The sequence below is a fragment of the Halomonas sp. HP20-15 genome, assembly GCF_033446685.1.
Taxonomy (GTDB): Bacteria; Pseudomonadota; Gammaproteobacteria; order Pseudomonadales; family Halomonadaceae; genus Modicisalibacter.
Genome location: NZ_JAWQLY010000007.1, coordinates 179,248 through 191,279 on the forward strand (window position 1 = coordinate 179,248; position 12,032 = coordinate 191,279).

Annotated in this window: 10 protein-coding genes; 5 read left to right on the plus strand and 5 right to left on the minus strand. The window is 62.5% G+C overall.

The window, feature by feature from the left end; translation table 11 throughout:
* Positions 1–206 precede the first annotated feature (206 nt).
* From fdhF to R6258_RS11305, 4 genes are all read left to right on the plus strand, one after another.
* Positions 207–3,188, plus strand: a complete 2,982-nt coding sequence (gene fdhF, locus R6258_RS11290; RefSeq protein ID WP_318450274.1) for a formate dehydrogenase subunit alpha — start codon at positions 207–209, stop codon at positions 3,186–3,188.
* Positions 3,188–3,673, plus strand: a complete 486-nt coding sequence (locus R6258_RS11295; protein WP_318450276.1) for a DUF1641 domain-containing protein — start codon at positions 3,188–3,190, stop codon at positions 3,671–3,673. The genes fdhF and R6258_RS11295 overlap by 1 nt, the downstream gene beginning before the upstream one ends.
* Before the next feature lie 209 nt (positions 3,674–3,882).
* Complete coding sequence (locus tag R6258_RS11300; protein ID WP_318450278.1) at positions 3,883–4,224, plus strand: zinc ribbon domain-containing protein YjdM; 342 nt, start codon at positions 3,883–3,885, stop codon at positions 4,222–4,224.
* A gap of 211 nt (positions 4,225–4,435) precedes the next feature.
* A complete protein-coding gene (locus tag R6258_RS11305; protein ID WP_318450280.1) occupies positions 4,436–5,185 on the plus strand; it encodes a Crp/Fnr family transcriptional regulator in 750 nt (249 codons plus the stop codon).
* 1,078 nt (positions 5,186–6,263) lie between these two features.
* On the opposite strand, the gene R6258_RS11310 is transcribed toward R6258_RS11305, so the two are convergent.
* The 4 genes from R6258_RS11310 to R6258_RS11325 form a co-directional block, all read right to left on the minus strand.
* Positions 6,264–7,670, minus strand: coding sequence for an FAD-binding oxidoreductase (locus tag R6258_RS11310; protein ID WP_318450283.1), 1,407 nt, complete (start codon positions 7,668–7,670; stop codon positions 6,264–6,266).
* Between the two features lie 17 nt (positions 7,671–7,687).
* Positions 7,688–8,977 (minus strand): FAD-binding oxidoreductase, encoded by a 1,290-nt coding sequence (locus R6258_RS11315; protein WP_318450286.1) that lies wholly within the window; start codon positions 8,975–8,977, stop codon positions 7,688–7,690.
* A gap of 153 nt (positions 8,978–9,130) precedes the next feature.
* Complete coding sequence (locus tag R6258_RS11320) at positions 9,131–9,562, minus strand: GFA family protein (RefSeq protein WP_318450288.1); 432 nt, start codon at positions 9,560–9,562, stop codon at positions 9,131–9,133.
* Between the two features lie 110 nt (positions 9,563–9,672).
* Complete coding sequence (locus R6258_RS11325) at positions 9,673–9,999, minus strand: hypothetical protein (protein WP_318450290.1); 327 nt, start codon at positions 9,997–9,999, stop codon at positions 9,673–9,675.
* A gap of 158 nt (positions 10,000–10,157) precedes the next feature.
* Here R6258_RS11325 and R6258_RS11330 point away from each other — a divergent pair, with 158 nt between their 5' ends.
* Positions 10,158–11,090, plus strand: a complete 933-nt coding sequence (locus R6258_RS11330; protein WP_318450292.1) for a LysR substrate-binding domain-containing protein — start codon at positions 10,158–10,160, stop codon at positions 11,088–11,090.
* 6 nt (positions 11,091–11,096) lie between these two features.
* Here R6258_RS11330 and R6258_RS11335 read toward each other — a convergent pair whose 3' ends face one another.
* Positions 11,097–12,029 (minus strand): LysR substrate-binding domain-containing protein, encoded by a 933-nt coding sequence (locus R6258_RS11335; protein WP_318450294.1) that lies wholly within the window; start codon positions 12,027–12,029, stop codon positions 11,097–11,099.
* Positions 12,030–12,032: the final 3 nt, after the last annotated feature.

The window sequence follows — 12,032 nt, forward strand, 5'->3', positions numbered from 1 at the left end:
GCCTGGGACCGATTTCTCGTTTTCACCCGTCTTTTAGGCCTTTACAGGCCGCCGTCAGGGGGCCGGAGCGCCGACCATTGCCTGGTCTGTTCGGTCAAGGTCGGGTCTTGCGACCCGATCAGTTGCGGCCCGACCGTCCGTGGCGACCGATACAGCGCCCCAGAACAACCCGACCGACTGATGGGCCTGACAGGGAGAAATCAGCCATGGCCAAGGCCAACGCTAGCGATTGCACGATTGTCTATGATGGGGAGCGTCTGACGGGCAAGGCGGGCACGCCGCTCGTCCAATTTCTCGAAGCGCACGATATCGACCTGCCGCATGTTTGCTACCACCCTTCGCTGGGGCCGATCGAGACCTGCGACACCTGCTGGGTCGAGATCGATGGCGAACTCAAGCGCGGCTGCACCATAAACGCCGAGGAGGGGCTGGCCGTTTCCAGCCAGGACGGCTTCGCCAAGGCCGCCCGCGAAGAGGGCATGGACCGGTTGCTGAGCAAGCACGAGCTTTATTGCACGGTCTGCGAGAACAACAACGGTGACTGCACCCTTCACAACACGATGGTGGACATGCAGATCCCCATCCAACGCTACGAATTCCAGCGCAAGCCCTACGAGAAAGATACCTCCAGTCCGTTCTACACCTACGATCCCGACCAGTGCATTCTATGCGGGCGTTGTGTCGAGGCCTGCCAGAACGTCGAGGTCAACGAGACGCTGTCCATCGATTATTCGATGGAGAACCCGCGGGTACTCTGGGACGGCGGCGAGCGGATCGACGATTCCAGCTGCGTGCATTGCGGCCATTGCGTCACCGTGTGTCCCTGCAATGCGCTGATGGAAAACACCATGCAGCCCGATGCCGGGCCGTTCACGGCGATGCCGCAGTCGCTCAAGCGGCCGATGATCGACATCATCAAGACCCTCGAGCAGACCGTCAGCGCCACGCCGGTCACCGGCTTGTCCGAAATGGACATGCACTGGCGCCAGCCGGAGATCAAGCGCACCAAGACCGTGTGCACCTACTGCGGGGTCGGCTGTTCCTTCGAAATGTGGACGCGCGATCGGCATATTCTGAAGATCCAGCCGGTGGAGGAGGCACCGGCCAACGGCATCTCGACCTGCATCAAGGGCAAGTTCGCCTGGGATTTCGTCAACAGCGAGAAGCGCCTGACCATGCCGCTGATCCGCGAAAACGGGCGCTTTCGCGAAGCCGGCTGGGACGAGGCCCTGGACCTGGTCGCGCGGCGCCTGCTGGAAACTCGTGACAAGTACGGGCCTGACAGCCTGGGTTTCATCGGTTCGAGCAAGGCCAGCAACGAAGAGGCCTATCTGACCCAGAAGATCGCCCGGCTGATCATCGGCACCAACAGCGTCGACAACTCGTCGCGCTACTGCCAGAACCCGGCGACCAAGGGCTTGTTCCGCACCGTCGGCTATGGCGGCGACGCCGGTTCCATCGAGGATATCCAGAAGGCCGAAGTGGTGGTCATCGTCGGTAGCAACACCGCCGAGAACCACCCGGTCATCGCCTCGCGGATCAAGGCGGCGCAGAAGCTGCACGGCCAGAAGGTCATCGTCATCGATCCGCGCAAGCATGAAATGGCCGAGCGCGCCGACATCTACCTGAAGCCCAAGGCCAGCACCGACCTGATCATGGCGTCGGCGCTGTCGCGCTACATGTTCGACAACGGCTACGCGGACCAGGAATTCCTCGACAAGTGGGTCAACAAGGTCGACGAGTACCGTGAGTCGCTTGAGCCGTTCACGCTGGAATTCGCCGAGGAAAAGACCGGCATTTCCAAGCAGGAACTGATCGACACCGCGGAGATGATCGGCAAGGCGGGCAGCGTCTGCCTGCTATGGGCGATGGGCATCACCCAGCACAGCCATGGCTCGGATACCAGCACGGCGCTCTCCAACCTGCTGGTGGTGACCGGCAACTACGGCAAGCCCGGCACCGGGGGCTACCCCATGCGCGGTCACAACAACGTCCAGGGCGCCAGCGACTTCGGCTGCCTTCGCAACATGTACCCGGGCTACGAGAAAGTCTCCGATGACTCGGCCCGCGAACGCTGGGCCAAGGGCTGGGGCGTGCCCAAGGAGCGGCTCTCCGACAAGGTCGGCGAGGGCAACTTCCTGATGGTGCAGTCCGCCGAAAAGAATGAACTCAAGGCGATGTACGTCATCGGCGAGGAAACCGCCTTCTCAGACGCCGACAGCGCCAACGTGCATGCGGCCTTCGAGAAGCTCGATTTCATGGTCGTGCAGGACATTTTCCTGAGCCGTACCGCCGAGTTCGCCGACGTGGTGCTGCCGGGCGCGCCGAGCGTCGAGAAGGAGGGTACCTTCGTCAACACCGAACGGCGCATCCAGCGCTTCTACGAAGTCATGCCACCGCTTGGCGACAGCCGTCCCGACTGGCGAATTCTCACCGATCTGGCCGCGCGCATGGGCTACGACTGGGGTTATACCCACCCCTCGCAGATCATGGAGGAGTGCGCCAGCATCTCGCCAATGTTCGCCGGCGTGACCTACGAGCGCCTCGAAGGTTGGAAGTCGCTGCAGTGGCCGGTCAAGGCCGACGGCAGCGATTCGCCCTTGCTCTATACCGAGGGCTTTCACTCCGAGGATGGCAAAGCCAGCCTCTATCCGCTGGAGTGGAAGGAGCCGGAGGAGGCGCCCGACGAGAAGTACCGCTTCTTTCTGGACAACGGGCGGATGCTCGAACACTTCCAGGCTACCAATCAGACCGGTCGTGGGCCGCGCATCTGGGAGGAAGCGCCGGGCTGGTTCGTCGAGGTCAGCCCCGAGCTTGCCGCCGAGAAGGGGATCGAGGATGGCACCTGGGTATGCCTCAGCTCGCGTCGTGACAGCATCGAGGTTAGGGCGCTGGTCACCGACCGGGTCAGCGGCGACACGCTGTTCCTGCCCATCCATCAGGGCAAGTCCGGCGTCAATGCGCTGACCGGCGAGCACCACGATCCCGATGTCGATACGCCGGCCTACAAGGAAACGGCCGTCAATCTCGAGGTGCTGCCCAGAGAGAAGGGCGAGCCACCGCTGAAGCGAAACAATTATCGCTATGGCCACCGCACGCCGACCAAGGGCGTCCCGGTCGAGGTCAAATGGATGCAGGAGGATTACGTGGAACCGCCTGCCCAGCAATCCAATCCGAGGAAAATGTAATGGCTGAACGAATCTCGCATACCGTGACGCCGCCCAAGATCGGACCGGATGCTCACGAAGAGCTCGAGCGGCTACTGCAGACCATGCACGAACACGGCGTGCTGCGCTTCGCCAACGACGTGGTGGCAGCCAACCCCCAGATCGCGCAGGTGCTCGTCGGCGGGCTTCAGAAGGAGGGTACGCTCAATGCGATCCAGAACGTTTCCGTACTGGGCATGGCGTTGTCGACCATCGAGCCCAGAGACTTCTATCGCGTTACGTTCGCGCTGCGCGATGGCATCCAGCAGATCAGCCAGCACCAGCCCAATGACCAGGACCACGACTCGCCGGGCGTGACCGGTGCCTACAAGATGCTTCACGACGAGGAGTTGTGGCATGCGATCACCCCCCTGATCGATGGGCTCAAGGCGTTCGCCGAGCGACTCGGCAAACCCGTGGACAAGCCGGTGACGGACTTCACCGGCAAGCCGACCGACGGGCCTTGAGTGTGTTGCGCACTCGTTGCGATCTTAGCGATAGCCCGGGTCAGTGACTCACGCATGGCGTTACTGACCCGGGTATGGAAAACCTGATCGAAACCAGGATCGGCTGCGACACAAGTAGCCGCGGGTCTATCCGGCTGGGCAGCGAGCCCGTCGCCGGGTACACTCCGCGGCTTTCGCATGTTGGCCCTTTCCATCTTGCAGGTACGCCCATGAGCCAGTTGCCGCCTTGTCCGCAGTGCACTTCCGAATACACCTACGAGGACATGAGTCTCTACGTCTGTCCCGAATGCGCACATGAATGGCCGAAAGACGCCTCCTCGGAAGGCGCTGGCGACGAGCGGGTGATCACCGATGCCAATGGCAACCCGCTGCAGGACGGCGACACCGTCAGCGTCATCAAGGATCTCAAGGTCAAGGGCTCGTCATCGGTCGTAAAAGTGGGCACCAAGGTCAAGAACATCCGCCTGGTCGACGGCGATCACGATATCGACTGCAAGATCGACGGCGTCGGCGCGATGAAGTTGAAATCCGAGTTCGTGAAGAAGGCATAACCGCTGCCTGGGCGGCTTATTCAGTGCAATACGAACGGGCGCTTTCACTCTCTTGAACGGATGACCGCCGAATCGGGTCAATTCAGTTACCGTTTGGCCAGATAGCCGGTCGTGCCCCATACTTGATGCCTAGGCAAGAAATCGTTGGATCAGATCAGCAGAGACACTGTGGCCAGGGGCTTCATTCCTGCCCTATGCCAGGAGCACAATCATGACCGCAGGTTCTCACATCCCCAATACGCTGATGATCCGCAAGCTGGAAAGCATCTTTCCACTCTTCGATGACGAGAAGCAGGCGCTCCAGGACTTACCGGTGCAGGTGAAGGCTTTCAAGGTTGATCAGGATATTGTGAGCATCGGCGAGCGACCTTCCCACAGCTGCTTGATTCTGGAGGGGATTACTTGTACTTACAAGCTGACCTACGAGGGCAAACGCCAGATCATGGCCCTGCATGTTCCTGGTGACATCCCGGACTTGCAAAGCCTCCACCTAGAGCTCATGGACTTCAGCATTGCCCCGATTAGTAGCCCCAGCACGGTCGGTTTCATCCAGCATGAGGACTTGCGTCGCCTGTGTGAGCGCTATCCCCGTCTCACCGCCGCTTTCTGGCGCGAAACGCTGGTGGACGCCTCGATCTACCGTGAATGGCTACTCAACATTGGTCGACGCGAGGCCTACTCCCGGATGGCTCATCTTATCTGTGAGTTCCTGTTCCGCCTGAATGCAGTGGGCCTCGTTGGGGGAGATACTTTCAACCTGCCAGTCACTCAGACTGCGCTGGCGGATGCGACTGGCATCAGCTCGGTCCACATGAGTCGTGTCCTTCAGGCGCTTCGTGCCGATGGCCTGATTAAGTCCAACAGAACGCAGGTGACCGTCCCCGACCTGGAAAAGTTGAAGGAGGCCGGTGAGTTCGACCCTCGTTATCTTCATCTAGAGAAGAAAAAGGGTGCAGCATGAGCTAAGCCCCGCCGGTCAAGCTGTTCAGATTCTTCTCAATCTGGCGGGGCACTGTTCAGAGAATAAGTAAACACTGAAAATTGTAATGGTGAAGGCATCGAACGGGTGCCTTGAAAGATTACTTGCATATGGCAAGTGCTCTGATACCGCAGGTCTCAATTTGTTGTCAGTCCACGGAGGCGTCAGTGTCCCGGGCTTGCATGCCGGTAGATGCAGATAAGTCACAATCGGCAAGCAATAATTACATACCTCTTGGGTTTCTTTGCTTTTCTTAAAGACATGTTTTAACGCGCTGATTATATATGTGTTGTAGGTGCCACATTTTTCTGTGCAAATTCCTTGCAAAGCAAATTGGATGGTTGCGTTATAATGCATAGTATAAATATTCTATAAACCGTGAATTAATCTGACTTAAACTCAGGTTAAGTCATCATGTTGAGAGGTTTAGTATGAATAAATGAAATGCGCTTAAGTGATAGTTTTTATTGTGCGCGGATGCTGAATATTTGTGCCATTTGGTAAGCCGCTAAAGCAGTGGGTTACTGGTTGAAAGTAATGTCTGCGTAGCCGGTCACGTCCTATAAGAAGTGTCGATTACAAAGTCAGTAGCTATTACCAAGGAGGTGAGTGTTATGAAACGTGTAATAAGTTTGTCATTGGGTTGCGCGCTGCTAGCTTCCGCATTGGTCTTGTCAGAGGCCGCGCTTGCTCAATCGGGAAGATGCCTTGCGCCTGATTTTGGGCTGGAACGTGGTTATCGAGGTGACTCGCCTGCATCCGCCCAAAACATTTGTAGTCCAAATATTCTTCGAAATCGCTCGGCGGGGGGCGTGCCTGGCATGTCGCTAGTGCCCCATGGTGGTGTCGACGCTCGGCAGCATAGCCCGGCAGGTAAAGCCCTCGGCGATACGCGCACCTTATACAACGTCAGCCCGCTGGTGAGCGATTCGGGGCTTTGATGGCGTTCAATCCCCTGGCCTCGCTTGCGTGTGAGGCCAGGCTTCGGTTCGACACCGCTTCTGGCACTTTCCTTCAACTTTCTTTCTTCATCAACTGACCTGATCTCCCTTTAGCGGCTTCACTCGATAATCGAGGCGAAGTAATCGTTCACTCTGGTTAGCGCGGGCTTGATCAGCGGGGCATCGAGTCGACGCCTCATCAATTCCTCTTCGCCAGCGTAGCTGTAGGTGATTGCTTGGGCGGCGAGCCAGCGCAGCGGCTCGGGTTCCCAGCGTTTGATCAACCGGCGATGGCTGGTATTGGCGAAAGCCCAGGGCTTGTCGGTTAACGAGGTTTCGCGTTCGAGAATCAGCTCGGCCAGAGTGCGGCCGAACAGGTGCGAGGCGGCGACACCCTCGCCGGCATAGCCGCCGGCGGTGGCTATGCCGGTTTGCCGGTCGACGATGGCGTGCGGACGGAAATTGCGCGACAGCCCCAGCGAGCCGCCCCAGCCGTGAGTGATTCGTACCTCTTGGAGCGCTGGAAACAACTCGGCGAGCAGGTCGCGGCGCATGGCGATGGCCGCGTCGTTGATCGGCTGGTCGTGCTTGACCCTGGCGCCGAAACGGTAGCTACCGCGGGCGCCGAAGATCAACCGGCCGTCGGCAGAGCGGTGGCCGTAGGTGATGATACGGCTGGCATCGGCGAAGGCGGGGCGCTCGGCCATGCCGATCTCGCGCCAGGTCTCGTCGCTTAGCGGCTCGGTGGCGATCACCATGCTCTGCACCGGGATGATGTGTCGGCGAAAGTCATGGAAGCGTTCGGCATAGCCCTCGGTGGCGCAGACGATGGTTGTCGCCTCGATGGCGCCCTCGTGAGTGCTCACTTCGCGGCTGGCTAGGGTCGTGGCACGGCTTCGCTCGTAGATCGTCACGCCCAGGCGTCCCAATGCCTCGGCCAGCCCGGCGATCAGCTTGGCCGGGTTCAGCGTGGCCACGTGACGGTGGAAGATCGCCCCGTAGCCGTCGCGAAAACGGGCCTTTTCGGCGAGCTGGTCGGCGTCGAGCCAGTAGCAGGCGTCCTCGCCGTGGCCCAGCGCATGCAGATGGTCGAGATAAGCGCGCTGAATGGCGACCTGATCGGGATAGCGCGCCGCGGCGTAGAGCGCGCCGCCCTTGTTGAAGTCCGCCGCGATACCTTCCCGGGCCAGCACGTCGCCAATGGCGTCGACGTTGTCGGCGAGCAACCGGCAGCAGGCCTGGCGCTCTTCCAGCGGGAGCGCGCCGATGTGGCGTTCCAGCCCGGCGAGGTTGCCGATCACCCAGCCGCCGTTGCGCCCCGAGGCGCCATGGCCGACGCGTTCGGCCTCGAGTACGGCGATATCCAGCGCGGGGTCCAGCGTCTTCAGATAATAAGCGCTCCATAGCCCGGTGAAGCCGCCGCCGACGATCGCCACATCGGCCTTGTGCCGGCCTTCCAGCCGCGGGCGCGGTGCGCGCGGCGCGACGGTGGAGGACCAGAAGTTGCCCTGATTGATGATCTGCATGGCATTCCCGTTCAGCGTTAGCGCAGGCGCTCGAGGAGTTGGTAGTACCACATGCCGGCGGCGAGCAGTGAATTGCCCAACCGGTCGTTGAATGGGATGCGCAGATGCTTGACGTTGGCGAAGGCGTCGAACTCCTCGAGGCTGCCGGCGACGGCATTGGCGATGATCTCGCCGACGATATGCGAGGTGGCGATGCCATGGCCGGAGTAGCCCTGGGCGTAGTAGACGTTGTCGGAGAGTTTGCCGAGCTGAGGGATGCGGTTGATGACGATGCCGGCCATGCCCTGCCACTGGAAATCGATGTCGATACCCGCCAGTTGGGGGAAGGTGTGCTCGAGCCGTGGCCGCAACTCGGCGCCGATGTCGTGTGAATCGCGGCCGGAATAGTTGGCGCCGCCGCCGAACAGCAGGCGCCTGTCGGCGGTCAGGCGGTAATAATCGAGGACGAAGCGCGTGTCGTAGACGGCCAGGTCGTCGGGATCGATCTCGGCGGCGAGTTCGGCGCTCAGTGGCGCGGTGGTGACGATACCCAGGGCGGCGGGAAACAGTCGCCCACCGAGCGTGCGACGTTCCAGCCGATGATAGGCGTTGCCGGCGAGGATCACGCTGTCCGCCGTCACGCGTCCATGCTCGCCGATCACGGCGGGACGCTCGCCATGCTCGATGCGTGCCACCGGCGAGTGCTCGAAGATCTCTGCACCCATGCTCACCGCCGCACGGGCCTCGCCGAGGCACAGATTCAGCGGATGCAAATGCATGTTGTAGTCGTTGCGAATCGCGCCATGGTAGAGCTCGGTGCCGACGACGCGGCGGACCGCGCCGGCGTCCAGCCAGTGAACATGCTCGCCGATGGCGTGGCGCTGAGATTCCTCGAAGTCCTTGCGCAGTGCCATCAGGTGACCCGGCTTGTAAGCCGCCTGCAGATGACCGTGCTTGAGATCGCAGGGAATGGCATATTTCTCGACGCGCTCGCGGATGATCCGGTGGCCCCGCCAACGCAGGTTCCAGACGAATTCGCCGGCGGCGTCGCCCAGGGTGCGGGGCATCTGCTTGGCCATGGCGTCCTGGCCGGAGAGACTGCCGGTGACCTGGCCGCCGTTGCGCCCACTGGCGCCCCAACCGATCTTCCGGGCTTCGACGACGGCGACGCGATAACCGCGCTCGGCGAGTTCCACCGCCGTGGCCACGCCGGTGAAGCCGCCGCCGACGATCGCCACGTCGACCCGATGTTCGCCCTCGAGACGCGGATAGTCGGATTCCTCGACGATCGATGCAGCGTAATAGGAGTCGCAGCGGGTCCGGGTCATGCCTGGGCCTGGTTGGCAGGCGGCGCTGGATCGGCCGACTGAGGGTTTGTCTTTAGAAGAAGCTAACGCTAGCAGGGCGACGTGACGGCGGCAACTGCGGCGAGAATCGACGCGGCCAGCCAGGGTGTGCCGGCTGGCCGGCGATGCGTGCCGCTAGCTGCCGGCCGAGCCCGAGGCGGCCTCGAACGCCTCGGCGCCGGTCAGCGTGCGGGTCTCATTGGCGAAATCATAATGCGCGGGTTTCTCGTCGATGAATATCTGCAGCGTCATCTTCCAGGGCTCGCCATTGTCGATCAGCCCCGCGGGGATCTCATAATGATCGCCCGCCTTGAGGCGATAGAAGAGATGCGTGCCGCAGTGGCGGCAGAAACCGCGCTCGGCCCACTCCGACGAGGCGTAGACGCTGACGCTTTCCTCGCCATCGATGGCCACCCGATCCTGGCAATCGATGGCCAGCAGCGGGCCGCCGCCCCAGGTCTGGCACATGTGGCAGTGACAGACGCTCACTTTATGCTGGGCTACCGCCACGCTCAGGGTCACGGCACCGCACAGGCACGCGCCCTGGCATTCACGCTCGACTGACATGGTTTCGTCCTCGTTGAATTTGACACGTTAGCAATGGCGGCGCGCTGCCGGCGGCCGGTAAGCGCCATCCAGTGTAGCCGTGGCTTGCGCGGGTCGCCGTGATGGCCGCTTCACCGCGCGCGATGTCGCTGCGCCCGCCGCTTCGATAGCGCCGCGGCGGCATCCTCCTTCAGCGGCAGGTCGGCGGCCCATTGGATATCGCCGCGGCAATGGCCCATGTCGTCGAGTATCGCGTCGTCGTAGGCGAGCAGCGGCAGGAAGCGCTGCCTGAAGGCGCGACGGCGTTTGCGGTTGCCCAGCCAGATGCGCAGGCGTTTCTCGAGCGCATCGATCAGCCCGAGTGGCGGCATAGCCGGCATATAGACGTCGGGGAATTGCGCACGCTCGGGTTGTGGCTCACGGAGCCGCGGACGGTTGGCCTGGTTGAGGTCATTCATGACGATCTCTCCTCGTGGCCGCTCGTCTTGGCGAGTAGCCGTTTCAGGGAATGTCGATGAGGGTCGCGACCTCGGAATCCAGCTTGGCCCGAGTTATTGATTCACACAAACGAAAAGAACTACAGTAAGGTTTAAGAAAATCTGAAAGGTTGTTCGCCATGACGAAGCTCGGTACGTCCCCTGACGTCGCGCATCAACGCCCGTCCGACTGCGGCGGTTCCTCGGCCTTGCCGCTGCTGGACAGCGATGTGCTGCGCTCCTTCGTGGCCATCGCCGAGAGCGGCAGCTTCACGCGGGCGGCGCACAACGTGTTCCGTACGCCGTCGGCGTTGAGCATGCAGATCAAGCGGCTCGAGGAGACGCTTGGCCAATCGCTGTTCGTGCGCGAGGCGCGGCGGGTGAGACTGACCCCTCAGGGGGAGGTGTTGTTGGGCTACGGTCGCCGCCTGCTGCGCCTCAACGAGGAAGCGGTCGCTCATTTCATTGCGCCGCCACTGGAGGGTACGGTGCATTTCGGCTCGCCCGACGACGTCGGTTCGCGCATCCTGCCGCGGGTATTGGCTCAGTTCGCACGCTCGCATCCCGGCGTTCAGGTCGAGGTGGTGGTCGGGCGTAGCATCGAACTGCTCGAGCGGCTGGATGCCGGTGAACTCGACCTGGCGCTGGTGACCGTCGGCAATCAGGGCCTGCCAGCCGAGCGCGGCGAGGTGGTGTTCAGCGAGCCGCTGGTGTGGGCGAGCCTCGAGGGCGGCGTGGCCATCGAGCGTACGCCGCTGCCGTTGGCACTGGCCAATCACGGCTGCGCCTGGCGGGGCATGGCCCTCGGCGCGCTGGATCGCGCCGGGATCGAGTACCGCGTGGCCTACACCAGCGAAAACTGCGCCGGGCAGGAGGCCGCGCTGCTCGCCGACCTAGCGGTGGCGCCGCTGCCGCCGAGCCTGGTCCGCGCACCGGTCAGGGTCGTCGACGCCGGCGTCGGCCTGCCGCCCCTGGGCGAATATCAGGTCGCGCTGGTGCGTGGCGCCAACATAGGCTCGGCCAGCGAGGTGCTGGGCGGGCACGTCGTCGAGGCACTGCAGGGGCTGCGCTAACCGAGGCTAGATACTCTCGCGGAACTGCGCCGCTTCGTCGCTCAGCCACTCGATGAAGCGCCGTACCGTCGGTGGCGCACTGCCGGCAGCGGGCAGAATCAGATCGTAGGTGAATGGCGAGTCGATGACGTAGCGCTCACCGAAAGGCCGCACCAGCACCCCGCTGGCCAGGCGATCGGCGACCACGGCCGGATTGGCGAGCATCACGCCGCGCCCGGCGATCGCCTGGTCGAGCGCCAGCCCCGAGAGCGAGTAGCGGCGTTGGATCGTTACCTCTACGTCGGCCAGGCCGGCGGCGTCGAACCACTCCCGCCAACCGGGGAAGACGGTGCTTTGCCGCGATTGCCAGACGACTTCCAGCAGCGAATGGGCGAGCAGGTCGGCGGGGGTCTCGATGGGTGTGCGCTCAAGCAAGGCGGGGGCGCAGACCGGAAACAGTTCGTCCTCGAACAGCCGCACACTCTGTACGCCCGGCCAGGGACCGCGGCCATAGCGAATGGCGAGCCGTGCCCCGTCGCCTTGCCAACTGGGCGAGATCAGCGCCTGACTGGCATCCAGCGAGATCTCCAGGTGGGCCTCCTGAGCCTCGAACGCCGCCAGGCGCGGCAGCAGCCAGAGCTGGGTGAAGGAGGGCGGGGCACTGAGGAGTAGCGTCTTCGCACTCCGTGAGCGTTCACTCGCCGCCCTGACGCCGGCGGCGATCCGCTCGAGTCCCGCCTCCACCTCGGCGGCCAGCTGTCGCCCGGTTTCGTTCAGATGGACGCCGCTGGGGTGGCGCTCGAACAGTGCGGCGCCGAGTCTGTCCTCGAGTTGCTTGACCTGCCGGCTGACCGCACCGGGGGTCACGCTGAGCCGGTCCGCGGCGGTCTTGAAGCTTTCTTCGCGGGCCGCCTCGACGAAGGCACGGAGCGCATTGAGAGGAAGCCGTTCGATCTGCATGGC